The sequence below is a fragment of the Sphingomonas sp. P4_G2 genome, assembly GCF_056401155.1.
In genome coordinates, this window is record NZ_JBFUJY010000005.1 from 109269 (window position 1) to 131677 (window position 22409).

26 protein-coding genes and 1 pseudogene are annotated in these 22409 nt (G+C 60.1%); 19 read left to right on the forward strand and 8 right to left on the reverse strand.

Annotated elements, in window-relative coordinates:
- Nucleotides 1-144 precede the first annotated feature (144 nt).
- The gene (gene guaA, locus AC1DRD_RS15105) at nucleotides 145-1701 is read left to right on the forward strand and encodes a glutamine-hydrolyzing GMP synthase (RefSeq protein WP_478041966.1); all 1557 of its coding nucleotides are present in this window, start codon (nucleotides 145-147) and stop codon (nucleotides 1699-1701) included.
- Nucleotides 1702-2020: 319 nt separating this feature from the next.
- On the forward strand, nucleotides 2021-3277 hold the full coding sequence (locus tag AC1DRD_RS15110) for a tyrosine-type recombinase/integrase (RefSeq protein ID WP_478041967.1): 1257 nt from the start codon (nucleotides 2021-2023) through the stop codon (nucleotides 3275-3277).
- On the opposite strand, the gene AC1DRD_RS15115 is transcribed toward AC1DRD_RS15110, so the two are convergent.
- Nucleotides 3267-3536, reverse strand: coding sequence for a helix-turn-helix transcriptional regulator (locus AC1DRD_RS15115; protein WP_478041968.1), 270 nt, complete (start codon nucleotides 3534-3536; stop codon nucleotides 3267-3269). The genes AC1DRD_RS15110 and AC1DRD_RS15115 overlap by 11 nt on opposite strands.
- Nucleotides 3537-4354: 818 nt before the next feature.
- Nucleotides 4355-5269, reverse strand: a complete 915-nt coding sequence (locus AC1DRD_RS15120) for a LysR family transcriptional regulator (protein WP_478041969.1) — start codon at nucleotides 5267-5269, stop codon at nucleotides 4355-4357.
- A 91-nt stretch (nucleotides 5270-5360) separates the two neighbouring features.
- On the opposite strand from AC1DRD_RS15120, the gene AC1DRD_RS15125 reads away from it, so the two are divergent.
- Nucleotides 5361-6314 (forward strand): NmrA/HSCARG family protein, encoded by a 954-nt coding sequence (locus tag AC1DRD_RS15125; protein ID WP_478041970.1) that lies wholly within the window; start codon nucleotides 5361-5363, stop codon nucleotides 6312-6314.
- A 628-nt stretch (nucleotides 6315-6942) separates the two neighbouring features.
- Entirely contained in the window at nucleotides 6943-7212 is a 270-nt protein-coding gene (locus AC1DRD_RS15130) for a winged helix-turn-helix transcriptional regulator (RefSeq protein ID WP_478042220.1), read from the forward strand.
- Nucleotides 7213-7486: 274 nt separating this feature from the next.
- On the opposite strand, the gene AC1DRD_RS15135 is transcribed toward AC1DRD_RS15130, so the two are convergent.
- The 4 genes and pseudogenes from AC1DRD_RS15135 to AC1DRD_RS15150 form a co-directional block, all read right to left on the reverse strand.
- A complete protein-coding gene (locus AC1DRD_RS15135) occupies nucleotides 7487-7774 on the reverse strand; it encodes a hypothetical protein (RefSeq protein WP_478041971.1) in 288 nt (95 codons plus the stop codon).
- Nucleotides 7771-8568 carry a DUF899 domain-containing protein gene (locus AC1DRD_RS15140; protein WP_478041972.1) on the reverse strand — a complete coding sequence of 266 codons (798 nt, stop codon included), beginning with the start codon at nucleotides 8566-8568 and terminating at the stop codon, nucleotides 7771-7773. The genes AC1DRD_RS15135 and AC1DRD_RS15140 overlap by 4 nt, the downstream gene beginning before the upstream one ends.
- A 70-nt stretch (nucleotides 8569-8638) precedes the next feature.
- Nucleotides 8639-9364, reverse strand: a complete 726-nt coding sequence (locus tag AC1DRD_RS15145) for an SDR family NAD(P)-dependent oxidoreductase (RefSeq protein ID WP_478041973.1) — start codon at nucleotides 9362-9364, stop codon at nucleotides 8639-8641.
- A 333-nt stretch (nucleotides 9365-9697) separates the two neighbouring features.
- Nucleotides 9698-9872: pseudogene (locus AC1DRD_RS15150) on the reverse strand (IS3 family transposase); the annotation flags it as partial.
- 183 nt (nucleotides 9873-10055) lie between these two features.
- On the opposite strand from AC1DRD_RS15150, the gene AC1DRD_RS15155 reads away from it, so the two are divergent.
- From AC1DRD_RS15155 to AC1DRD_RS15195, 9 genes are all read left to right on the forward strand, one after another.
- On the forward strand, nucleotides 10056-10484 hold the full coding sequence (locus AC1DRD_RS15155) for a hypothetical protein (RefSeq protein WP_478041974.1): 429 nt from the start codon (nucleotides 10056-10058) through the stop codon (nucleotides 10482-10484).
- A gap of 43 nt (nucleotides 10485-10527) precedes the next feature.
- Nucleotides 10528-11151, forward strand: a complete 624-nt coding sequence (locus AC1DRD_RS15160) for an isochorismatase family protein (RefSeq protein WP_478041975.1) — start codon at nucleotides 10528-10530, stop codon at nucleotides 11149-11151.
- Nucleotides 11152-11519: 368 nt separating this feature from the next.
- The gene (locus AC1DRD_RS15165; RefSeq protein WP_478041976.1) at nucleotides 11520-12293 is read left to right on the forward strand and encodes an SDR family oxidoreductase; all 774 of its coding nucleotides are present in this window, start codon (nucleotides 11520-11522) and stop codon (nucleotides 12291-12293) included.
- 75 nt (nucleotides 12294-12368) lie between these two features.
- Complete coding sequence (locus AC1DRD_RS15170; RefSeq protein WP_478041977.1) at nucleotides 12369-12833, forward strand: YcxB family protein; 465 nt, start codon at nucleotides 12369-12371, stop codon at nucleotides 12831-12833.
- A gap of 176 nt (nucleotides 12834-13009) precedes the next feature.
- Nucleotides 13010-13213 carry a hypothetical protein gene (locus AC1DRD_RS15175; protein WP_478041978.1) on the forward strand — a complete coding sequence of 68 codons (204 nt, stop codon included), beginning with the start codon at nucleotides 13010-13012 and terminating at the stop codon, nucleotides 13211-13213.
- A gap of 112 nt (nucleotides 13214-13325) precedes the next feature.
- Nucleotides 13326-13598 carry an SDR family NAD(P)-dependent oxidoreductase gene (locus tag AC1DRD_RS15180; RefSeq protein WP_478041979.1) on the forward strand — a complete coding sequence of 91 codons (273 nt, stop codon included), beginning with the start codon at nucleotides 13326-13328 and terminating at the stop codon, nucleotides 13596-13598.
- 337 nt (nucleotides 13599-13935) lie between these two features.
- Nucleotides 13936-14103: a hypothetical protein gene (locus tag AC1DRD_RS15185; protein ID WP_478041980.1), complete on the forward strand. Its 168-nt coding sequence runs from the start codon at nucleotides 13936-13938 to the stop codon at nucleotides 14101-14103.
- Between the two features lie 246 nt (nucleotides 14104-14349).
- Nucleotides 14350-14679, forward strand: a complete 330-nt coding sequence (locus AC1DRD_RS15190; protein ID WP_478041981.1) for an RNA polymerase sigma factor — start codon at nucleotides 14350-14352, stop codon at nucleotides 14677-14679.
- Between the two features lie 78 nt (nucleotides 14680-14757).
- Nucleotides 14758-15174: a nuclear transport factor 2-like protein gene (locus AC1DRD_RS15195; protein WP_478041982.1), complete on the forward strand. Its 417-nt coding sequence runs from the start codon at nucleotides 14758-14760 to the stop codon at nucleotides 15172-15174.
- Nucleotides 15175-15509: 335 nt separating this feature from the next.
- Here AC1DRD_RS15195 and AC1DRD_RS15200 read toward each other — a convergent pair whose 3' ends face one another.
- Nucleotides 15510-16295 carry an SDR family NAD(P)-dependent oxidoreductase gene (locus AC1DRD_RS15200; protein ID WP_478041983.1) on the reverse strand — a complete coding sequence of 262 codons (786 nt, stop codon included), beginning with the start codon at nucleotides 16293-16295 and terminating at the stop codon, nucleotides 15510-15512.
- 252 nt (nucleotides 16296-16547) lie between these two features.
- Between AC1DRD_RS15200 and AC1DRD_RS15205 the strand changes: the two genes are divergently transcribed.
- The 5 genes from AC1DRD_RS15205 to AC1DRD_RS15225 all read left to right on the forward strand — a co-directional run bounded on the left by AC1DRD_RS15205 (nucleotide 16548) and on the right by AC1DRD_RS15225 (nucleotide 20026).
- On the forward strand, nucleotides 16548-17564 hold the full coding sequence (locus AC1DRD_RS15205; RefSeq protein WP_478041984.1) for a sigma-70 family RNA polymerase sigma factor: 1017 nt from the start codon (nucleotides 16548-16550) through the stop codon (nucleotides 17562-17564).
- A 372-nt stretch (nucleotides 17565-17936) separates the two neighbouring features.
- Nucleotides 17937-18251 carry an ArsR/SmtB family transcription factor gene (locus AC1DRD_RS15210; protein WP_478041985.1) on the forward strand — a complete coding sequence of 105 codons (315 nt, stop codon included), beginning with the start codon at nucleotides 17937-17939 and terminating at the stop codon, nucleotides 18249-18251.
- A 2-nt stretch (nucleotides 18252-18253) separates the two neighbouring features.
- Nucleotides 18254-18718 carry an SRPBCC family protein gene (locus AC1DRD_RS15215; protein ID WP_478041986.1) on the forward strand — a complete coding sequence of 155 codons (465 nt, stop codon included), beginning with the start codon at nucleotides 18254-18256 and terminating at the stop codon, nucleotides 18716-18718.
- 45 nt (nucleotides 18719-18763) lie between these two features.
- Nucleotides 18764-19174, forward strand: a complete 411-nt coding sequence (locus tag AC1DRD_RS15220) for a GFA family protein (RefSeq protein WP_478041987.1) — start codon at nucleotides 18764-18766, stop codon at nucleotides 19172-19174.
- A gap of 93 nt (nucleotides 19175-19267) precedes the next feature.
- Nucleotides 19268-20026 (forward strand): hypothetical protein, encoded by a 759-nt coding sequence (locus tag AC1DRD_RS15225; RefSeq protein WP_478041988.1) that lies wholly within the window; start codon nucleotides 19268-19270, stop codon nucleotides 20024-20026.
- 267 nt (nucleotides 20027-20293) lie between these two features.
- On the opposite strand, the gene AC1DRD_RS15230 is transcribed toward AC1DRD_RS15225, so the two are convergent.
- The gene (locus tag AC1DRD_RS15230) at nucleotides 20294-21175 is read right to left on the reverse strand and encodes a LysR family transcriptional regulator (RefSeq protein ID WP_478041989.1); all 882 of its coding nucleotides are present in this window, start codon (nucleotides 21173-21175) and stop codon (nucleotides 20294-20296) included.
- A gap of 119 nt (nucleotides 21176-21294) precedes the next feature.
- Here AC1DRD_RS15230 and AC1DRD_RS15235 point away from each other — a divergent pair, with 119 nt between their 5' ends.
- A complete protein-coding gene (locus tag AC1DRD_RS15235; protein ID WP_478041990.1) occupies nucleotides 21295-22284 on the forward strand; it encodes a zinc-dependent alcohol dehydrogenase family protein in 990 nt (329 codons plus the stop codon).
- Nucleotides 22285-22409: the final 125 nt, after the last annotated feature.

A 22409-nucleotide genomic window follows, 5' to 3' on the forward strand; every position in this document is an offset into this window, starting at 1 on the left:
CGCTTGATCGCGATGTTACAGAATCATGACACATTTACGTAGCTTTTGTGAAACAAAAATTTCGCGGCTCGTCGCATCGGACCGAAAGCGGCCAATTCGCGCCGGTGAACTGGCATTCCGGGGGATCAGCCGCTATCGGGCGCCATGAACCAGCACAGCGACTCGATCCTCATCGTAGATTTCGGCAGTCAGGTGACGCAGCTCATCGCGCGCCGCGTGCGAGAGGCGGGGGTCTACTCCGAAATCGCACCCTTCCAGTCGGCAGCGGACGCCTTCACGCGGATGAAGCCACGCGGGATCATCCTGTCGGGCAGCCCGGCCAGCGTATTGGACGACGATAGCCCGCGCGTGCCGCAGTCGATCCTCGACAGCGGATTGCCGATCATGGGCATCTGTTACGGCCAGCAGGTGATGATGCACCAGCTGGGCGGCACCGTGGAGCTGGGCGACAGCGGCGAATTCGGTCGCGCCTTTATCGAGATCGACGACGGCTGCGAGCTGTTCGACGGCCTTTGGACCGAAGGCGAGACGCACCAGGTGTGGATGAGCCATGGCGACAAGGTCACTGCGCTCGCTCCCGGCTTCCGCCCGGTTGCGGCCAGCGCCGGCGCGCCGTTCGCCGTGATCGCCGACGACAAACGTCGTTATTACGCGATGCAGTTTCACCCGGAGGTCGTCCACACGCCCGATGGCGCGAAGCTGATCGCCAATTTCGCGCGCCATGTCTGTGGGCTGAGCGGCGACTGGACGATGGCCGAATTCCGCGCCGCCAAGATCGCCGAGATCCGCGCCCAAGTCGGCGACAAGCGGGTGATCTGTGGCCTGTCGGGCGGGGTCGACAGCGCGGTCGCCGCGGTGCTGATCCATGAAGCGATCGGTCACCAGCTGACCTGCGTGTTCGTCGACCACGGCCTGATGCGCTCGGGCGAGGCCGATCAGGTCGTCAGCCTGTTCCGCGGCCACTACAATATCCCGCTCGTCCATGTGAACGCCGAGACGTTGTTCCTGAGCGGGCTGGCGGGCGTCACCGATCCCGAGGCGAAGCGCAAGTTCATCGGCAAGACGTTCATCGACGTGTTCGAGGACGAAGCGAAAAAGGTCGGCGGCGCGGATTTCCTCGCGCAAGGCACGCTCTATCCCGACGTGATCGAAAGCGTATCGTTCACCGGCGGCCCCTCGGTGACGATCAAGAGCCATCACAATGTCGGCGGTCTGCCCGAGCGCATGAACATGAAGCTGGTCGAGCCGCTACGCGAATTGTTCAAGGACGAGGTGCGCGCGCTCGGCCGCGAACTCGGTTTGCCCGAGATTTTCGTCGGCCGCCATCCGTTCCCCGGACCCGGCCTCGCCATCCGCATCCCCGGTGAAGTAAGCAAGGAACGCTGCGACATCCTGCGCAAGGCCGATGCGATCTACCTCGAGGAAATCCGCAACGCCGGCCTCTACGATGCGATCTGGCAGGCGTTCGCGGTGCTGCTCCCGGTGCGCTCGGTCGGCGTGATGGGCGACGGCCGCACCTATGACAACGTGCTGGCGTTGCGTGCGGTGACCTCGGTCGACGGCATGACGGCCGACGCCTATCACTTCACCGGCGAATTCCTGTCGCGCGTCGCGACCCGGATCATCAACGAAGTCAGAGGCATCAACCGCGTCACCTACGATTATACCTCAAAGCCACCTGGGACGATCGAATGGGAATGATTTTTACCCCTCCGGCGGTATCCGTTTGTACGTTTTGGTACGCCATAACACATTGAAATTCCAAGATAATTGTGGTGCCATCTATCGCCGTCTATTGAGGGGCAGTGCTCCAATTTGACGGTATAGCAGACGGTATGGGCCAACTTGTTCGATAGGGAATTTCTCTATACCGTCACGGCTGAGAGAGCTGATGACGGTATTATTTTTGGTGTTAACAGGCTGATTCACAACGGGAATCATGCTTCCAGCATCGCCTGTTTTTGCCTGACGGTATAATCGGCGCCTCTCCCCGGTTTTTAAGACGGTTTTGGAGGCACTCATGCTTACTGATACTGCGATTAAGGCGCTGAGATCACAGAAGAAATTGTACAAGGTGAGCGATCGTGACGGTATGTACGTCGTGGTGCAGCCGTCGGGGGCCATCGTGTTCCGGTACGACTACCGCCTCAACGGACGTCGCGAGACGCTGACGCTGGGACGATACGGCCCAGATGGCCTCTCGCTTGCCAGGGCTCGCGAGAAGCTGATCGATGCGAAGCGGGCAATTTCTGAGGGCCGGTCGCCTGCTCAAGAGAAGCAGCACGACAAGCGGCGGCTGAAGGAGGCGAAGCGGTTCGGCGAGTTCGGCGAGAAGTGGTTCCAGGAGTCGCGTATGGCGGACAGCACGCGCGCCATGCGGCGCTCGATCTACGAGCGCGACATCTTGCCAACGTTCCGAAACAGGCTTCTGACAGAGATCACGTCTGACGATCTCCGCATGATGTGCGGGAAAGTGAAAGAGCGCGGGGCTCCAGCCACGGCCGTCCATGTGCGGGATATCGTGAAGCTGATCTTCGCGTTCGCGATCTTGCATGGCGAGAAGGTCGCGAATCCGGCGGACGAAGTTGGGCCCGCGTCTATTGCGACGTTCGTTCCTAAAGACCGTTCGCTGTCTCCTGCGGAGATCCGCGTGATGCTCGGTCAGCTCGAGCATGTGCCGACGTTGCCGACTATACGGCTGGGAATGAAGCTCTTCCTCCTAACGATGGTCAGGAAAAGCGAGCTGCAAGACGCGACGTGGGATGAAGTCGATTTCGAGAACGCCGTCTGGTCGATACCCAAGGAGCGAATGAAGCGGTCGAAGGCACACAACGTCTATCTGTCACAGCAGGCTGTCGACATTTTCATCGCGTTAAAAACCTGCGCAGGCAATTCGCGCTATGTCCTTCCGTCGCGATATGACGCTGACGCGCCGATGTCGCGGGCGACGTTCAACCGGATCACGACCGCGGTCGTTGTCAGGGCGAAAAAGGAGGGGTTACCACTCGAACCCTTCACTGTTCACGATCTTCGACGCACAGGCTCGACCCTGCTGAATGAGCTCGGCTTCAACAGTGACTGGATCGAGAAGTGCCTGGCGCACGAGGACGGCCGATCCTCGCGTGGTGTCTACAACAAGGCGGAGTACGAGCATCAACGCCGGCATATGATGCAAGAGTGGTCCAATCTGGTGGACGCATGGGCTTTGGGGCGGAAGTATGTCCCGACTCTACTCCCGGCCACGACGGAGCTGCTTGAGCTTGAGCCTAGTGTTTGACGGGCCGCGAACGGCGCAATCTCACATCGGGACTGGGAGCGCGCTTAACGGTGTTAGCCCGAGAGGCATGGCGTCGAGCGTCGAGCCAGGCTTCGACCTCTGCCAAGTCCCAGACGACGCAGCGCGAGGTGAGATAGAAGCGCTGCGGGAATTCTCCTCGCTGCTCCATGTCGTAGATCGTGCTGTCGGCAAGCGGCACGATCTCTCGTAGCTGCTGCCGGCGAATTGTCCTGCGGGCGACATGCGGCGTAGCGCTCATACCGTATCTCTACTTCTATGCTCTTGTGGAGATAGAAGGCGATAGATCTTCCGCTTTGAAGCCTCCGCGTGAACGAGTGCGGTAATATCGGGCTATAGCGTGCACATCGGACGGGTGGCCCCAGAGGGGCAGGTGTCGTCTAGGAGCGTCCACTAAGCCGTCGGCTCATGTTTCAAGAGCCACCGCCGTGGAAAATTTAGCCCGCTGGAACGCACGATTCACTTCAAAATCCAGTTCCGAGAGGAGTGCCGGTTCGACCCCGGCCACCCGCACCACCTTCTTTCCGACGAATGCGACCAGTAGGGGAGTTCTAATCTCTCCCAGCCCCGGTGCCAGCGTGGCGGGGCCAGGAACATCTCGCCCGCCAGGCCGGGGCAGGTGACGGTGGGCTGGCCGGCTAGCCTGTTCCGATCCGGGGGTGCGGCGACGAGCGGTTCCCTCCATATCTGTCGCGAATGGCAATCAGCAATCGGACAGATCAGGCGTGCCGGCCATGAATACGATGTCGGGCCGGGTCGGCACGAAGCTGCATGAGCGCTTCGCGAGCTGTGCCTCGCATAATCTCGATACAGGGATACCTTTCCCTGTATCGTCACGGCGCTACGAATCTCGCATGAGCGACTTGATCAGCTCGCCATCCTCTCGCGTCGCCGGAGTGTAAACCACCATCGCGAGGTCGGTTCGGACATAGTTCGGACATAGACTGCTAAGGCGGATAGCGGCCTGTCCCTTCCGATCGCAAGAAGCGGACAGGCCGCTATCCGCCAATTTGTGGTCATTGGTCTTCCCCGGCTCAACCGCAGGAAGCAGGCCCGCCGCTACCGGATGCCGGGCAGTGTCGCAAGGGCGGCGCTAAGTGTGTCAATAAGCGAACGGACACGTTTGATCCGGGCGCGGCCAGGCACGATGAGAATTGAAAGAGGTACAGGCTCCGGTGCGTAGCCCGGTAGCACTTGCTCTATCGCACCTGATTCCAGGAGATCGTCAACTAGCCACACGTGGGCCGACGCGATGCCGCGCCCCTGCGTCAGGGCTTCTCGTGCAGCGAGGCCATTATCGACCAACAGCCGGCCGTCGAACGGTATGGGCGAGAATTCTTCCCCCGAGCGATACAGAGCAAGCGTCTCGCTTCCACCGACATTGCTCATGCGGATCGTCTGGTGCCGCAGCAAATCGTCCGGCTTTTGCGGGCGCCCGTGCTCTTCCAAATATGCGCGCGAGGCGGCGAGGATCCGATGTGAGTTGCCGATGGCTTTGCGCTGCATAGTGCTGTCGGCGAGCGGACCCAACCTGATAGCGATGTCCACCGCCTCGCGGACCAGATCGATCCGCACGTCGGAAAGGCCGAGATCGATGCTGACGTTGGGATGCTGGTCCTGAAAGGCGAAGAGAGCCTTCGCGACATGCCGCACGCCCAACGCGGCGGTGCATGAAACCCGAATGCTGCCGCTCAAGCGATCACTGGCGCTGCGAACATCATCGGCCGTCTCATCCACTAGGCGCAGGATGGTGCCTGCATCATCCAGGTAACGCGCGCCCTCGGCCGTGAGCGTGACGCGGCGCGTCGTCCGATTTAGAAGGGTAGCGCCGAGCGCGCTTTCAAGCTCTGTGACGTGGCGGGTGATGGTGGATTGGCCGACGCCATGTTCGCGAGCTACCGCCGAAAAGCTGCCACGCTCCGCAACCCGAACAAAGCTACGCATCCTTTCCAGAGTGATGGCCGACTTATCCATTCAGCGGAATTATCATATCCATTCTCATTGTCTACCGGATAGGCCTCGCAATGCGTAGCTTCGCGGTTCATCCAATCGACGGGAGAGCGCGATGCAGTCGGATCAGAGGCCCCTTATCACAATCGTAGGCGCGTTGAGTAAGCAGGGTCGCAGCGCCACTCGCACGCTGTTGCAAAGCCAGCGATATCGAGTGCGGGCCCTTACCCGCCGGGTTGGCTCGGCCGACGCGCAGAGGTTAGCTGCGGAGGGGGCGGAACTGATGAACGTCCCGCTAGAGCTAGGCCATCGAAAGGCGATGGTGGAGGCGTTTGCTGGTTCGCATGGCGTGTTTTTGATGACGCCTCCTATCGCGCCTCCAGCGACGCATGAAGCAGAGCTTGGGATCGAGATGGCAGACGCTGCCGTCGAGGCGGGGGTGCGGCACCTCATTTTCAGCAGCTTGGAAAATGTCGATGAAATCACGAAGGGCGCGAAATTTGCGCCCCATTTCACGGACAAATCCAGGGTTGAGGATTATATCCGTGGCCTCCCTGTGCGCAGCTCATTCATTATTCTAGCCGTCTTTTATACGAATCTCCTTGAATACTACACACCGCGCATGAGGGGTGATGAGCTGGTTTTCCCTATCTATTTGCCTAGGGACTTCCGCGCGCCCTTCGTTGATCCGTTGAGTGCAACTGGGCCGGCGGTCCTAGAGATATTCTCTAATCCCGACAAATATGCGGGAATGTCTATGCCGGTGATCGGAGACATTTTATCGCCGGAAGATATCGTCGAGACATTCTCGCGCGTTACGGGCAAGAAAGCGGCATACAGTTCGGCTTTCACGCGCGAAGAACTGCTGCACCACTTTCCCGCTTTCGCCGGCAATGAGCTGTTGGTCCAAGAGCTGTTAGGAATGGCTGAATATGTCGTCGAATATGGGTATTACCGCGAGGATCGCGATCTTGGATGGAGCCGGAAGATAAATCCGGAAAGCCTCACCTGGGAGCGGTTCTTGCGTGCGACTGGATGGCAGGGACAAACTCAATCGTTCGGTGCTTGAGCTGTGAAAACGAGACAGGCGGCTCCGCTGGCGCCTCCGCCAGGCAATATGCTTGAGCACCGGCATGATTGAGGGTCTCCTCGGGCCTTCAAGTGCGGTGCCGTCCCGGCGATGCCGCAGCTTTGCCAACAATGAGAGAAACTCTCCCATAACGACCTTGCCGAACATGCGGCCGCTTTCGACAAGCGAGTGACCTTCGCGCAGACTTGCCGCGTTGATGGGCCGCAACTCCTTGGTTGCGGTCGAGCGTATGAGACCCGCGTCGACCAGCGACGTCACCTCATCCAGAATTCGATGATGTGCGATTAGATCGGCAGGAGCGCCGAAGGCCATCCGCGTCACCACGTCTTCCCAGTACAGCGAAACACTTTTCGCCCTCAACGGCGTCGCGTCCAGGCTATCATGGTTCGTAATGACGCCGATCTTTCCGCCGGCCCGATGATGTCGGAGATCGCGGGCCAATGCCGGTCCGTCTCATTGAGCGCGGCGATATGTGTAATCGGTGGCGCTTTGATAGCGCGCAGTTCTCCGGGCATCGACCTCGAGTGATCTGTGACGGCGTGCGCATCTAGCGACAGACACCAATCCCGGCTCTCGGGTCGAGACGCCGTCGCTATCACCATCAGTCCTGTCAGGCGGCGCGCAGCTACACCGCCGCCTGCCGGGGATCACGCAGCGGCTGCTCACCAAGCAATTGCGCGAGCTTGAGGAAGTCGGACTCGTGGTGCGAACAGTGTACGCCGAGGTTCCGCCGCGCGGGGAGTACCGCGTCACCGCGGAAGGCGAGAGCCTGAGACCAGTTGTCGACATGTTGGCGCGATGGGGGAGCGCCCGGCTGGATCGGCAAAGCGCAAAGCAGACCGCTACAGGGCAGCAAAAGTCGCGGACGCGAGGTTGAAGCTTTACGCTCTCGGATGGCCTCGCCGAAATTGACTATGTTCTGCTGTTCCAATGACCACATGGTCGGGCGGCCGACTGACCGGTGCGAACAGCCTCGCGCTCGACGATTTAAAGCGCATTTGGCGACACCGCTCAGGTCCCAGACGACGCATCTTGCGGTCAAAGCGAAGCGTCGCGGAAATTCTCCTCGCTGCCGTAGCGGAACGCGATCGCGTAGAGCTCGGAAATCCGAAGACAAAATCTCGTCGTGGGCTCCTGACCGCGCAGCCTCTTCAGCCGTCTATTTGCGCTCGCCTCCTCTGCGCGATCAGCGTCAGCCAGGGCGGCAAATGGAAGCCGCTCATCAGCAGGTACATCGGGAGCATTCCGGCGAGCCATGACGGCTCGAGCCCAGGCCCGCAGATCATCGACATGCTCGCATCGGGGGAAAGCCATGTCAGCAGCGCCATGAGCGCGAAGACTGGCGCCGCCGCGAAGTTCAGCCATCCGGCTGCGCGCTCCGCGGCGGCGTTCCGGCGCATGGGGTCGCCGAAGCGTGCGCCGGAAGAGACCTGGTTCATGCCTTTGTACCAGCCTCGGCGTTCCGGAATGCCGCCTCTCCGGCGCCCGACACTTCGACCCATTTCCTGTCGGGCTCGGCCTCGGCCTCGTAATTGTCGTGCCAGTTCCACCATTTGTAAGTGGGCGTCTGCGGATAACCCTGCGGCGAGTCCTCCCACGTCTCCTGGCGCCCGAGCGGCGTCACGTCGAGGTAGCTCCAGACGGTGCCCATCGCCTCGTCGCCGCGGTTGTTGATGAAATAGGTGCGGAAGATCCGCTCCCCGTCGCGGATGAACACATTGTGGCCGTGCCATTCGTCGACTCCGAAGTCCTTATCGAAGCTATCGGTGATCGTGTACCAAGGGATCTGCTCCCAGCCCATGCTCCGCTTGAGGCGCGCAATGTCGGCCTGTGGCGCCCGCGAGACATAGGCCAGTGTGGTGTCGCGCGCATTGAGGTGAGCGAGGTTCGACACCTGGTCGGCGCCAAGCGAGCAGCCGCGGCAGGCGTGCTCGGGCCAGCCGAACACTCCGGCCTCGAAGAACGCGCGATAGACGATCAGCTGCCGCCGCCCCTCGAACAGGGCGAGCAGGCTCACCTTTCCGTTTGGGCCATCGAACACATAGTTTTTGTCGACGGCCATCCACGGCATCCGTCTGCGCTCGGCGGCAAGAGCGTCGCGAGCGCGCGTCGCGGCCTTTTCCTTGACGAGCATCTGCTTCCACGCAGTCTCCCATTCCTCCGGGGAAACCTTGGGCGGCGTGTGGACGGTGCGTGGCTCGCCTTTGCCGGTGTTCGCGGTTGAGTGTTCCATGGTTCGTTTCCTTGCGTTCGATTCTCTGGAGAGCGGAGGCCTTCCTCCGGTGGCATATTTGCCCCTTCGATTAGACGGGCACGGGCTCCGCTCCCACGAACATCGCGAATTGCGATTCCAAGGCCTTGACCGCCCCGCCTCGCCAGCTTTCGGCCATCGACGCGGACATGACGTCCGGGAAGATGTCTTCTTCACCCTTTTCGATGCCGTCGAAGATGCCTTGCGCCACCGCCTCCGGAGAAGCCTTGGGGATGTCGAGGTCGCGGGACATATCGGTGTCGACGGGGCCGGCGAGGACGGCGTGCACGCGCACGCCTTCACCGGCGAGCAACGCACGCAGCGACTGCGACAGGGAGAAGGCCGCCGCCTTCGAGATCGAATAGGCGGGAATGATCGGCATGGCGGCGAGACCTGTCACCGAGAGAATGTTGACGATCGCGCCCCTCGAACGGATCAGCAACGGCAGGAAGGCCTGAGTAACAGCGTAGGTGCCGAAAAGATTGACGGAGAGGTGCTGTTCGAGCAGGGCGCGATCGCTCAGGTCGTCGTAGATCGCCACGCCGGCGTTGTTGATAAGCATGTCGACGGCTTCGACGGTCCGGACGGCAGCATCGATCTGCGCGGTATCGGTCACATCGAGGTTCAGGGGCACAACGCGCTCGTCGTGGTGAGCCAGGTGCCGGCGCGTGCCGGCATAGACCCGCCCCGCTCCCCGCTTCAGAGCTTCCTCGACCAGGGCGTGCCCGATCCCGCGATTTGCGCCGGTGACGACGACGGACTTGTCCTTGATGCTCATCAATTATGCTCCAGTGGCCAGATGGAGCTATGACGACCGAGCCTCCGAAAAGGAGTCACGGACCGGTCGATCACATGATCGAAACCGTTCCTCCGGGCGACTTCGGCCCGCCTGGCGAACCGAACCTGCTGATCACCGTTGCGCCGAGAGACTTGGCCGTGTCCGGAATTTGTGGGCCGTCTGGTTACTCACGCCCGTGTCCAACCAGGCGATGACGTGGCGCCGCAGTTCGGCCAGCGGGACAACACTCTCCTCAAGGACGATCTCGTTGAAGGTCTTCAGATCGAACTTCTTCCCAAGCCGGCGTTCAGCCTCGCTCCCGAGGGCCCGGATCTGGTGGGGCTTGCCCGGCGCGATGTAGTGCCAGCCCGCCGCTGTCATCGGCCCAGCCGAGGATGGCGTTGGAGGTACATTCCGTGCCGTTCTCGCTGACGATGGTGTCGGGCCACCGGCCGCGCTGGGCGATGATGGCGTCCAGTTCTGACCGGCGGCGATGGCCTGGCGCAGACTGCGGCCGCGGGCGAAGGATCTGTCGCCCGCGATCCCGGGGCGTCATCCGTGACTCTTTTTCACCGCCTCAATCGTCTTAGCTGAGAGCCAGTCTCGCCTGTCGGTCGGTCGCATGGAGCCACGGGCGAAGTCGTTCCGCACTGTTTCACTGCAGGCTGAACAGTAAAAAAGGACAGGATAAATGCTGACGATTGGAGCTCTACTAACCGACGAGCAAGGAAAACTTACAGTCCGGCGCGTTCTGTCGGTCGAAAGCGGAACGGCGAAGGTAGAGACTACGTACGAAACTGCTGGGTCATTTCACGACGTTCACTATACCGACCTTGGAAGTCTCTGGTCGTTTATCCGACCCGACGGCACGCTGCACGGAGAGTGGAAAGGCGCGTTGCGGACTGACGCCAATGACACGGCAGTCTATCGGGGAATCACAGGCGGCACCTATGTCGAGAGATCCAAGCACTCACGCACCTATCGAGGCGCGCTTACGTTCGAAAACGCCGGCGGGGCGCTGGCGGAACTGAATAGCGTGCTTGCTGTATTCGAAATGGAAATCGACGATGCCGGCAAGGTGAACTACCGCACCTGGAAACTCGAGTCGGCGGCAATCTGACCGAGACCCAAACCTACGATGAGTATGGAAAGAGCCGTCGGCAGTGAACTTTAATGTTCCAGAGGAGATTTTTATGTCCGCGCTACCAATCAATCCGAACGAGACCGCCTTCCTCTTAGTCGACTTTCAAGAGGGCGTTGCCGAGCTGTCAAGGACAGTGGAGCAAGCCAGTCTGCGCGCCGCAGCCGTATCATTGGCAAAGCTCGCGCGTCTGTACAATGTGCCCGCTATTGTCAGCACCGCGATGTTGGAGGGGCCAACGCGCATAACGCCTGAAATTGAAAACGCGCTGGGTGACTTGGGTCTTTTGGCGCCCGGGCGCACAACCGCGAATGCGTTCACCCACATTCCGACGGCCGACAAGATCGCGAGCCTCGGACGCAAAACACTGCTCGTCGCTGGTGTTCTCACCGAAGTGGCGGTCCAGAACTCCGCGCTATCAGGCGCCGAACGCGGATATGACGTACAGGTGGTTGTCGATGCGTGTGGCGGCCTGTCTTCCCGGACGGAAGATGCCGCGTTTCGCCGTCTCACCCAAGCCGGGGTCACACTCACATCGTGTGCCTCCGTCGCAGGACAACTGATGGGGGATCTCGCGCAGAGTCCCGCGGCACAGGAGTCGCTGAAAATTCTGTTCGAGATCTGTAGCATTGGGCAAGTCAACTAGGCGCAAGGCTCGTTGATCAGAGCCAGAAGATGACAATGACGAGCGATGATGTTGCCGCCAACTTCGTCAAGCATGCCCGTTAGAACGCTTTCAGTGCGTGACGTGACCCCAGAGTTTCATCGGCGGCGACCAAAGACCGATTGTCGCGCATGAGCGTGGGTGAAGCACGAGCGGGGTTAACTGCGTTGCAGCGGCGGGATCCGGGGTCGGCGATTTCTTGACTCGCGCGCGACTCTTTTCGGGACCCTCGGACGTCTTGACTACAGATGCGCCGAAAACCTGATCCATCAAGTCGCCTGTAGCCTTCCATCTTCATTGTCGCGCGACGGGTCCGCAAGGCACGAAGCTTAGTACAGCAAAGGACTCCCATGAAACTGACCAATCGCACCATCCTGATTACAGGTGGCTCCGCGGGCATCGGGCTCGCTTTTGCTCTCAGGTTTGTCGAGCTCGGCAACGACGTTATCGTGACCGGCCGACGCCAAGCTGTGCTCGACAACGTTAAAGCGAAACATCCAAAGCTCCATACGATCCAGAGCGATGTTGCTGACTCCGTACAGATCGCAACCCTCGCTGCACGCGTGAAGGCGGATTTCCCCAAGCTCGATGTGCTGGTGAACAATGCAGGCATCAGCCGTTATAGGAACCTCAAGACCCCTGCGTCCGACCTGACCGAACTGATGGTGGAGATGGATATCAATGTGGGCGGCGTGCTTCGCATGACCTCCTCGTTCATCGACATCCTTACAGCCAACAGCGGAACTCTGATCAACATTTCCTCAGGTCTCGCCTTTGTGCCGCTGCCGTGCTTGCCGATCTACTGTGCGACCAAGGCGGCGATCCACTCCTACACCCAGTCGCTTCGGTTCCAGCTCGAAGACACGGGCGTGGAGATTATCGAGATCATGCCGCCAGCGGTGACGACTGATATGACGGCAGACCTTTCCGAGGGCGACGGCATCACGCTGATTAGTACGGACGAGTTAGTGAAGCGCTCGTTCACATCCCTTGAGGCGGGTGCACTCGAAATCCATCCAGGCCAATCCAAGCAGCTTGCGTTCATGCGCCGCGTCGCCCCCAACTTCATCAATCGCCAACTTTGGAAGGCCTCCAAAAAGTTCGTGCCTGTCAGTCCAGGCTAAATCAATGTGGGTGCTTGAACGCCCACGGCCGGCATGGTCCCATGCGCACCGATTGATGGCGCAGGTGGACGAGGCGTGACCTTCGAAAAAATAGGTCCCTACGAACTGACGCGAAGCGATCTGTTTGTAGCATCTTTGGTCGTTTCCTTCTCGCTAGGATCGATCGCGGTACGCGCCTGGATTTTGCTGCTGACGGTGACAAGTCTGATCGCGATCGTCCTCGGAGCGCTGGCTCAAGACCTCGTCGTGGTAGGTATTGGGGCGTTTTTTTTGTTTTTCATCTTGGGTTCGCCGCTGCTGCGCTCCCGCAAAAACAGCCGGGAAATTTATCTGGAGCAGGATCCCATGGGCGTCGCGGTCGATACGCCGATGGCCCGTGTCGTTTATAAATGGTCGACCATTCGCAAGGTCAAAAAAGTCGGATCGCGTCTGTTTGTGATAGTCTCTAATAGGTCCGCACTCGTGATACCGGATCGCGCCACCTCCACGGGCAATATGGAAGCGCTGGCGGCGACGCTCGCGAACAACCGACAGGCTTGAGCGTCGCCCTATGCCGAGCTTCAGCAAGGCGTCGGTTCCGCTGTCGGCGGTACGGATCACGCACAAGCCAGGTGAGGTCTTCCAAAAAGCATAAGAGGAAGCTTCCAGCAACTGAGCGTGACTCTCTTTGCAAACCTCAAACGTCGTAGCTGAAGAGATGCAATGGAGCGGCACGGATGGCTGACCACTTGAAACTTGTCCAAGCTGATGACGTAAGACCCGCCCGGTCCGTTGTTGATCGACCTGAGGGCCGAAACATCGATGACGGCGCTCAGCACAAGGGCTATCTCCCACACGCAAATTGCATGGATTACTATGCCATTTTCTGGAGCGACCGGTTCGACGACCTCAAAACCCTCCTTGAGGAAATTGAAGGATGAACGCTGCTGCCGTCGCGGCCGACCAGCTATGGAAGGCGCTTCCAAAGTAAACAGTGACTCTTCTCCTGAATCCCAAACGTCATAGCCAAAGTAAAGCAATGGAGGGGGGCTGGTGAGCCTGAAGGACAAGAATGTCGTCGTCACTGGTGGGAGCCGTGGATTCGGCCTCGGATTGGTCGAGGCGCTTGTCGCGCATGGTGCAAGGGTAACAGTCGTCGCCCGCGGCGCCGAAGCGCTGGAGGCGGTCAGCACCAGGCTTGGGGCCGCCACGATCTTCGCCGACGTTACGGACGAAGCCGCCGCTCATCGCATTCTTGGTGAGGTCCGCCGGAATATCCTGGCGCTGAGCGCCGGCGCAACGCCGCGGATGGGTCGGTTCAGCTGAGCTGGGAGGATTTTCAGATGCTCTACCAGCCACGCCGGTACATTCTCCACGCAAGTTGGCTTCGCCGGCTCTATCTCACTGTGGCGAGGGCTGGGGCATCGCTGCTCAGAGCTCGTGGTGATTTGATGTACCTGGATGGCTTGCGGCAGGGTGAGCTCGAGGATCTGAGGCTGCGCCGCGCCCATGACGGCAGCTATAGGCCATCGGGTGATTGAGGCACCGTCAATCCTGCTCTTGAGTAAAGATCAATGCTCGATCCGCTTCCAGGCGTGTGCCGCGGCAGATGACCTTGGGCACCGGGACAGGCGACGTAGCTGCCAAGGCCTACGCAGGCTCCATGGGAATCACCCCCGAACAATTCGTCGTCCGCTTCGGCGCGCCGATGCCACCAAGGCCGTTCGACAGGGTCGTCTCTGTGCTGGAAGGCCCGCAATATGCCGAGGGCGTCGTCTTCGGCCTGAATGGCGATGCCGGCGTCACGGTCATGGAAGGCGCGACGGCTTGAGCAGTCGCACGCGGCCAGACAGAGGAGACCAATGTGAAGCTCTTCCAATCACCCGCCGCACGCTCATTGGCCCCGCATTCATCGCTTGCGAGACGCTTGGCGTCGAGGAGGTGGTGATGACCGAACCAGAGGGAGAGGGGAGACCCCTTGAACGGTGAAGGATCTATGGACCGCGACCGCAGGGAGGGGCTCCTCACCCTTGCCGTCGCGCTGCGGCCTGAACTGCACCGCTAGTGCTCGCGTCTCATGGGATCGGTCATAGACGGCGAGGACGTCGTGCAGGACACGTTTGCCCGAGCCTTCGTTGGCCTGGGCGAGTTGTTCGAGGTGCGGCAACTGCGACCTTGGTTGTTCCGGATCGCCCACAACCGTGCACTGGACCTGCTGCGCAGCTGCGCCATCCGCGTCGCAGAGCCCATTGAGGCGGCCCTTCAACTTGTCGACGACCCGTATCCGGACCTTGTGGAGATTTTGATGCGCCAAGAAGCGGTACAAACTGCGGTGTCACGCTTTACGGAACTTCCGATCCTCCAACGCAGTGTTATCATCCAAAGGATGTGCTCGACGAGCCATTAGCCGAGATCGCCAGTCTGCTGGATATCGATGCCGTGAAGGGGCGTCTGGCGCGCGGCCGCGCCCGGCTCCGGGAGATCAATGCCCAGGCTGCCCCCGTGTCCCGATGCGCGGATCGCGTCTGCTGCCGTGGTCCGCTACGTCAGCTTGTTCAATCAGCGCGACTGGAATGGCTTGCGCGCGATGCTTGCAGACGATGTGAAACTTCATCAGTCCTTGCACCAGCCGCGCTCGGGTGCCGCTGATGTCGGCATGTTCTTCACCATCTACGCCAAGAGCGACGGCGTGTGGCTCAAGGCGGCCTGGCTCGAGGGCCGGGAGGTGATCGCGGTGTTCGAAGACCGGACAGACGCGAAGCCCAACCACTTTATGTGGCTGTGGTATGAAGGCCGGATCAGCTTCATTCGCGACTATCGCTATGTCGCCTATGTTGCCGACGATGCTGAGCTGGTGCTGGCGCTGGACGCCAGATTCCACGGTAACGGCACGTACCACTAACTATGCCGACCTGTCTGTCGTCAGGACATTTGGCGCAGATCGCGGCGCAGATTAGCGGAGTGTTGGAAATTGGAATTGGCGGGTTGTAGGTGTGTATGCTTCCGTGACCCTCAGCAGCCACATCACTGCGATGGATCATGCCGCTCGGCCACTTCGTCGGCGACCTTAAACGCCGTCCGGCACGCTCAGAAGCTACGATCCGCTAGGCAGTGATCAAGACGCTGACCAGACTTCCGGTAAACGATCGCCCAAAACCCCTCGGAGGTGCCGAGCCACGAACACCTCGTGGCTCGTATTCTCACCCGCGATCCTCAGTGAACCTCGGTTGCGAACATTTAGTCAGCCACGCCTCCCATCGTCAGGTTGACGGTGGTTCCCGTCATTCCGCTTGCCTTGTCGGACGCCATAAAGACCGCCATGTTTGCGACCTCCTCAAGCACCATTACCCGCCGCCGGTGGGTCGTGCTGGCCAGATAGCCTTGGAACTGATCCCACGTCATGCCCGACGCCTTCGCGTCGTAGATCTCTTTCATCGTGCTTGTCTCCGGCATACCATGTGGTCGTAAGCCTACGACACGAATGCCGTGAGGTGCGAACTCGAGAGACAGATCTCGAGTAAGTGCCTCTTTTGCGGCGTGGGCCGGACCATAGCCTCCATTCAGAGGTGTGCCCACCCTCGCGGGTAATGAGGTGACTGTCATTATCACCCCAGAATGATTTACAATCATCCGTCGGGCTGCGAGCCGCGCGGTTAGGAAATACGACATTGTGTAGGATCTGATCGGGAGCGCGAACTGCTCGGCGTCCAGCTTGCTCAACGGGACACCGACTATTTCCTTATCCGAGATGCCGACGGCATTGAATGAAATATCGATCCGGCCGGCTTTGTCGATCACGGACGTCAAATGTTGGTCCACGGCGCACTCTTCGAGAGCATCGACCTCGGCCACCTCGGCAGTTCCGCCCGTAGCGATGATGTCCTTGGCAACGGCTTCGACCGCCGCCCGACTGCGACCGGTGAGAAAAAGTTCGGCTCCCTCGCAGGCAAAGGCGCGTGCGACAGCACCGCCGATCGCGCCTCCGGCCCCGTAAACCACTACAACTTTACCCTTCAATATCATCAGCTTCTTCCTTTGGTGAGGCAGTCGCGCCCGCCTACAGTGCGTGAAGATCGACGATGGAACCTTAGACAACGGAAACTCATATGCGCTGCACCACGGCCGCCATCGATCGACGTCCGGATCATCCGAGCCGTCGACCATTTAGACACCGCGCCGTTGGAAAAATGGGCGCACAACTTACCGCCCACTTTGGAGGCCAGCCGGTGTCTAAACAAAACGGAAGTGCAACAAGGATGTGGAGAAAGTAACTCGATGGGAATAACAGATGACCAGATATCGAGGGCGCGAGCTGGTGACGATGGCGCGTTCCGGGAGTTGACCGAGTCATATCGTCGCGAGCTACAGGTGCACTGTTATCGGATGCTCGGATCCTTCCAGGACGCCGAGGATGTCCTGCAAGATACGTTGCTGGCCGCTTGGCAAGGCCTCAGTAGATTCGAAGGGCGCGCATCAATCCGCACCTGGCTCTACCGAATTGCCACCAACCGTTGTCTGAACGCGCGTCGCTCGGCCAGCCGGCGAGCTGCAAAAGAGTGGGATGTGCCCGGCGTTGAACTGCTTCAGCCAACCCGGCTTGGCGAAGTGGTATGGCTCGAACCGTATCCCGACACGCTGCTTGAGGGTGTGATTGACGTTCAGCCCAGTCCCGAGGCCCGCTACGCCCAGGTCGAATCCCTCTCTCTGGCCTTTATGACCGCCCTTCAGGTTCTGCCGTCTCGCCAGCTTGCTGTCGTCATCTTGCACGATGTGATCGGATATAGCGCGAACGAGGTGGCCGACATGCTCGACTCGACCGTCCAATCGGTCAACAGCGCCCTCAAACGGGCTCGCGACAGCCTGCAGCGCCGACAGCCGCCAACCGCCGACCGGGAGCAGCCGCCCGCCGCCGACTCGCCCTCCGAGAAAGCGGTCGTGGCCAAGTTCGTAAGCGCATGGGAATCCGCTAATCTCGACGCGCTGGTCGCCCTCCTAACGGACGACGTCTGCATCTCGATGCCACCGATGCCCTTCGAATATGAGGGTCGCCAGATAGTTGCGCGCTTCTGCGCCAGCATCTTCGGCGCGGGCCGGAGGTTTGACCTCGTTAAGACGCGAGCCAACGGCCAACCAGCGTTCGGAGCATACTTGCGCGGCGCTAGCGGTGTCCATCATGGGATCGGTCTCTACGTCCTCACACTTGCCGGCGACCGGATCTGCGGCTTGACCCGGTTCGAGAACGGCGTGCTCCCATGGTTTGGGCTGCCGCGATCACTCCGGAGCGATGGGTAGGATTCGCCGATTCGCGTGCCCCCGTCCTCGACGTTCAGGCTCACAAGCCATGCGGCGAGCCGACCCTCTGCCACTCTTACTCATGGCTAGGATCGCTGGATAGCCGCCGACATGTTACGCATGCTCGTGTCGCAGATCATGCGACGACGCAGCTGGCGCTGCCGGGGCGTCGGTCATGGATGGTCTCCTTGTCAGGGATTGGGCACCAACCCCAACCTCCCAACAGGAGGCATTCCTGCCACCATCATCTAATCTCGGGTTAGCCGGTTCGTTCAATCCTCAAGGCGATGAATGACCGGGGAGCGGACTCAGCTGCCAGTTGACATGCAGGTATTTACCTGCATGTTATAGTCTCAGATTCGAGTGAGACTGATGGACGCTGACAAGATTTTCAAAGCGCTGGGCGACCCGACACGCAGAAAGCTGCTTGACCTTCTTTGTGAGAACAACGGGCAGACGCTCGGCGAGCTTTGCGAAAACCTGGACATGGCCCGGCAATCCGCCACGCAGCACCTCGAGATGTTGGAGGCGGCCAATCTGGTGAGCACGGTCAGGCGTGGCCGGGAAAAGCTGCATTTCATCAACCCCGTGCCGCTGCACGAGGTTTACGAACGGTGGGTGCGGAAATTCGAACGGCAGCGGCTCAGCCTGCTGCACGACCTGAAGAAGGAAATCGAAGGAGAATAACAATGACCAAACAGACGACCAGCTTTGTTTACGTGACCTATATTCGCGCGACCCGGGAAAAGGTCTTTGAGGCCATAACGAGACCGGATGTCGCAAGACGCTACTGGGGCAGCGAGAACGTCTCTGACTGGAGACCCGGATCGAAGTGGGCCCATGTCCGGGCCAACGACGAGCGGACGATCCAAGTCGTCGGCGAGGTTGTTGAGGTCTCGCCGCCGACGCGTCTCGTGATGACCTGGGCGAGTCCTTCGCAGGCCTCCGACCCGGCAAGCTACAGCCGGGTGACGTTCGAGACCGAGGAATACGAGGATATGGTCCGGTTGACCGTCACCCATGACGAACTCGAGGCCGACAGCCAGATGGCGAACAGCATGAAAAAAGGTTGGCCGGCGGTTCTGTCCAGCCTGAAGTCTTTCCTGGAAACCGGCCGCGGGCTCGACGTCTCCGCCACGCCAAAGGCGGCCTGATCCAATGAGGTGCCAATCAATACGTGCGCCAGAAGGAGAATGACGATGACCTATACCGGTGGATGCGCGTGCGGCGCGATCCGTTATGAAACGCGCAGCGAACCCATCTTCGAGAACCACTGTCAATGCCGCGATTGCCAGAAGCGAAGCGGTACAGGGCATCAATCCTATCTGACATTCGCCCGGCGAGCCGATGTGACAATTACGGGCGAAGCGAACACCTGGCGGGCAACGGCCGACAGTGGGAACATAAAGGTCCACGCCTTCTGCCGGATCTGTGGGGTGCCGGTCTATCGGACAATCGTCGAAATGCCGGAAATGATTTCAGTCGTCGCGGCCAGCCTTGACGACCCGGACCAATTCAATCCGCAGGTGGTCATATTCACTATCGACGGCCCTTCGTGGGACATGGTTGACCCTTCGTTGCGGGCATTCGAGCAAATGCCGGGCGGATAAATTCCGCTGAGAGCAATACGAAACTGCCAACAACCTTAGTGGGTCCGACCTAGACGCCGCCGATGAATCACGCCCGTAAATTGGAGAAAGACGATGCTTGCATTCAGAAATATCATCTTGGCACTGCCAATCCTTGCGATCGGACTTGCCGGTCTGTCGGCAGCCCAGGCGGCTGACACAACCATTGACCAGATGCCCGCCAAGCTCGAAATCCGCTTCGCGCTCAGCGCCTTGCCTCCGGCACTGCGCGGCAAGGCGTCGGTCTATTTGCTCGATCCTGCGAAAGGCTACCAGCTTGCACGGCAAGGGACGAGTGGCTTGACATGTGTTGTCCAGCGCACCGCCTGGGAAATGGGCGACTTCCGCAACGACATCTATTTTCCGGTCTGCTACGATGCGGCGGGCACCAGCACCTACCTGAAGGTGATCATGGATGTGGCAAGGCTGCGCGCCGAGGGAATGGGCGCTGCCGCGCTAAAGGCTGAAATCGAAATTCGGTACAAGAACAAGACCTATAGCGTTCCGGAAAAAGCAGGCGTTTCCTACATGGTCGGCCCGGTCATGCGCGCCCTGGCGCATCCCGAAATGCAGGTTCATACCATGCTGATGCCGCATATGATGTTCTACGCCGCTAACATCACGAATGACGACATCGGTGCGGCACCGGATCCCAACAATCCTGCAAGCCTGCTCAATCCGTTCGCAGACAGGCAGGGAAACGCCGAGCAAACCTATATCATCCAACTCGTCGGCGAGACTGAGAAAGCCAGGATCCTTGCTGACGAGAAGCCGCTGGTCGACGATCTCTGCGCTTATCGCGATGTCCTCTGTCTGACGCACATGAACAACTGAGTTTCGGTTCGTAGAGTCTTTGCTCAAGAACGCCCGACGGTATGGGCAAGTTCACCTCCATTCCGTGCCGGTCAGTTCGGCCGCTGTCCACCCTTGTCATTCGGCGATAGCCTTGGCCTTGGTCGGCAAAGCGGATGCCGCGATAAGGCTGACGAGGATATGACTTCGGGTTCCTTATCGGAAAAGACCTCTCGATCGCGAATAGAGCTGAGCATGTTCACCCAAGCAATCCGCGCAACTCACAGCGACGAACCGCGCCCTTGCATCTCACGTCATAAGCCCAGGCAATGTAGTCGCCAACATATCGACGGCAAGACGGACCTTCAGCGGCAAGTGAGGTGTCTGCAGCCATAGCGCATAGCTGTCGTAAAGAAATCCCGACTGATCTGGCAAGATCGTGACAAGCGCACCTACCTCAATACGCTCCCGAATGAGCCAGCGTGGAAGCCAGGCGAGCCCCATGCCGGCGGTAGCAGCATCAGCGATCGCATCCAGATCGTCGAGCCGCAACCGGCTGACTGGCGTGACCTCCCTCGGAGGCTGGTCGTTGCGCGGAAACAGCCATGGGGGAACAGGGCCCGACCGACGGTAGACGATGGCATTGTGCTGGCTGAGGTCCTCTAACTGCCTTGGACAGCCGTGCATCTCGAGATAGGATGGCGACGCGCAGACGACCATGCGCTGGCGCGCGACGCGACGCGCTGTCACCCCCGCCTTGTCTTCCAGGGCGCCGGTCCGGACGGCAAGATCATAGCCATCCTCCGCGAGGTCGGCGATGCGGTCGCTGAACGACAGATCAAGTTCCAGCGTCGGATATTGCTGGACGAGTTCCAGCAAGATGGGGGTGACGCAGCGCCGGCCGAAGTGCACGGGCATGGTGACACGCAGCTTTCCGCATGGTTCGGAAAGTTGATCGGCGGCGAGTGCATCCGCAGCCTCAGCTTCAGCGAGTACTACCCGGCAGCGCTCATAGTAGGCGCGCCCGAAGTCTGTCAGGTTCTGGCGGCGTGTGGTTCGGTTGATGAGGCGCATTCCCAGACGCTCTTCGAGAAACCGCACATGCTTTCCCACCATCGGTCCCGATAGATCGAGCGCAGCCGCGGCGGCCGCAAACGAGCCCAGGTCGACGGATTTGACGAACACGGCCATGCTCGTAAGGCGATCCATATTCAAAACCTCTGGTTACTACTGTTCTGCCATAAACCCCATTTATCCAGACGATGGCCGCCGGTATAGTTCATTCAGTTCAATTACGTTGGAATTGCGTCATGGCACGTGTTGTCCGCTTTCATGAACACGGTGGTCCGGAGGTTCTGCGCATCGAGAATGTCGATGTTCCGGGACCTGGCCCAGGCGAGATTCAAATTCGCGTCAGGGCGTTGGGTCTCAACCGGGCCGAGGCGTCGATGCGCGCGGGTACTTATATCGAGACGCCGCCGCTGCCTTCACGCCTGGGGCTGGAAGCAGCGGGCACGATCGAAAAGGTTGGTGCAGGCGTCCACGGATTCGTACCTGGCGACGCCGTCAGCGTCGTGCCCCCCATATCGATGGTCCAATACCCCGCCTATGGCGAGCTTGCCACATTCCCGGCCGAGCACATCGTCAAGCACCCGCCATCGCTGAGCTGGGAAGCGGCGGCAGCCGTCTGGATGAAATTCCTTACCGCATACGGTGCCCTGATCGACATCTGCAAGCTGCGCAGGGAGGACTTTGTCGTCATCACTGCGGCATCGAGCAGTGTCGGACTCGCCGCGATCCAGATTGCCAACATGGTCGGCGCAACCACGATCGCGGTTACACGGACCTCCGCCAAGAAGCAGGCCTTACTTAAGTTCGGCGCCGCGCATGTGGTCGCTGCAGCAGAGGAAGACCTGGAAGTCCGGCTAAACGACATCGCCGGACCGGAAGGGGTGCGCGTCGTGTTGGACCCGATCGGCGGGCCGATTTTCGAACCTCTGACGGCCGCGATGTCGCAGGGTGGTATTCTCATTGAATATGGCGGCTTGAGCCCCGAGCCGACACCGTTCCCGTTCGCCGCCGTGCTGAGCAAAAGCCTGACGCTACGCGGCTACCTCGTCCACGAGATCGTGCGCGATCCGACGCGGTTGGAGGCCGCTAAGGCATTCATCCTCGACGGACTAAAGTCGGGTTCGCTGAAGCCAGCAATCGCAAAGACCTTTCCCTTTGACCAGATCGTCGAGGCGCATCGCTATCTCGAGTCCAACGAACAATTCGGCAAGGTTGTCGTGACGGTTTGACCGATCCGACGCGCACCGACGCGAAGTGCCAGACTCCACCAAACAACCGCCTCGCATGACTGAACTCGAACATGAGCCGGCTCCATCCAAATACCGGTCACCGCGGGGATGGGTCGAAGGAATAG

Excerpts from the sequence above, each read along its gene's own strand:
- guaA (WP_478041966.1), top strand. The coding sequence starts at position 145 with ATGAACCAGCACAGCGACTCGATCCTCATCGTAGATTTCGGCAGTCAG.
- AC1DRD_RS15110 (WP_478041967.1), top strand. The coding sequence starts at position 2,021 with ATGCTTACTGATACTGCGATTAAGGCGCTGAGATCACAGAAGAAATTG.
- AC1DRD_RS15115 (WP_478041968.1), bottom strand. The coding sequence starts at position 3,536 with ATGAGCGCTACGCCGCATGTCGCCCGCAGGACAATTCGCCGGCAGCAG.
- AC1DRD_RS15120 (WP_478041969.1), bottom strand. The coding sequence starts at position 5,269 with ATGGATAAGTCGGCCATCACTCTGGAAAGGATGCGTAGCTTTGTTCGG.
- AC1DRD_RS15125 (WP_478041970.1), top strand. The coding sequence starts at position 5,361 with ATGCAGTCGGATCAGAGGCCCCTTATCACAATCGTAGGCGCGTTGAGT.
- AC1DRD_RS15135 (WP_478041971.1), bottom strand. The coding sequence starts at position 7,774 with ATGAACCAGGTCTCTTCCGGCGCACGCTTCGGCGACCCCATGCGCCGG.
- AC1DRD_RS15140 (WP_478041972.1), bottom strand. The coding sequence starts at position 8,568 with ATGGAACACTCAACCGCGAACACCGGCAAAGGCGAGCCACGCACCGTC.
- AC1DRD_RS15145 (WP_478041973.1), bottom strand. The coding sequence starts at position 9,364 with ATGAGCATCAAGGACAAGTCCGTCGTCGTCACCGGCGCAAATCGCGGG.
- AC1DRD_RS15155 (WP_478041974.1), top strand. The coding sequence starts at position 10,056 with ATGCTGACGATTGGAGCTCTACTAACCGACGAGCAAGGAAAACTTACA.
- AC1DRD_RS15165 (WP_478041976.1), top strand. The coding sequence starts at position 11,520 with ATGAAACTGACCAATCGCACCATCCTGATTACAGGTGGCTCCGCGGGC.
- AC1DRD_RS15175 (WP_478041978.1), top strand. The coding sequence starts at position 13,010 with ATGGCTGACCACTTGAAACTTGTCCAAGCTGATGACGTAAGACCCGCC.
- AC1DRD_RS15185 (WP_478041980.1), top strand. The coding sequence starts at position 13,936 with ATGGGAATCACCCCCGAACAATTCGTCGTCCGCTTCGGCGCGCCGATG.
- AC1DRD_RS15190 (WP_478041981.1), top strand. The coding sequence starts at position 14,350 with ATGGGATCGGTCATAGACGGCGAGGACGTCGTGCAGGACACGTTTGCC.
- AC1DRD_RS15195 (WP_478041982.1), top strand. The coding sequence starts at position 14,758 with ATGCCCAGGCTGCCCCCGTGTCCCGATGCGCGGATCGCGTCTGCTGCC.
- AC1DRD_RS15200 (WP_478041983.1), bottom strand. The coding sequence starts at position 16,295 with ATGATATTGAAGGGTAAAGTTGTAGTGGTTTACGGGGCCGGAGGCGCG.
- AC1DRD_RS15205 (WP_478041984.1), top strand. The coding sequence starts at position 16,548 with ATGGGAATAACAGATGACCAGATATCGAGGGCGCGAGCTGGTGACGAT.
- AC1DRD_RS15210 (WP_478041985.1), top strand. The coding sequence starts at position 17,937 with ATGGACGCTGACAAGATTTTCAAAGCGCTGGGCGACCCGACACGCAGA.
- AC1DRD_RS15215 (WP_478041986.1), top strand. The coding sequence starts at position 18,254 with ATGACCAAACAGACGACCAGCTTTGTTTACGTGACCTATATTCGCGCG.
- AC1DRD_RS15220 (WP_478041987.1), top strand. The coding sequence starts at position 18,764 with ATGACCTATACCGGTGGATGCGCGTGCGGCGCGATCCGTTATGAAACG.
- AC1DRD_RS15225 (WP_478041988.1), top strand. The coding sequence starts at position 19,268 with ATGCTTGCATTCAGAAATATCATCTTGGCACTGCCAATCCTTGCGATC.
- AC1DRD_RS15230 (WP_478041989.1), bottom strand. The coding sequence starts at position 21,175 with ATGGCCGTGTTCGTCAAATCCGTCGACCTGGGCTCGTTTGCGGCCGCC.
- AC1DRD_RS15235 (WP_478041990.1), top strand. The coding sequence starts at position 21,295 with ATGGCACGTGTTGTCCGCTTTCATGAACACGGTGGTCCGGAGGTTCTG.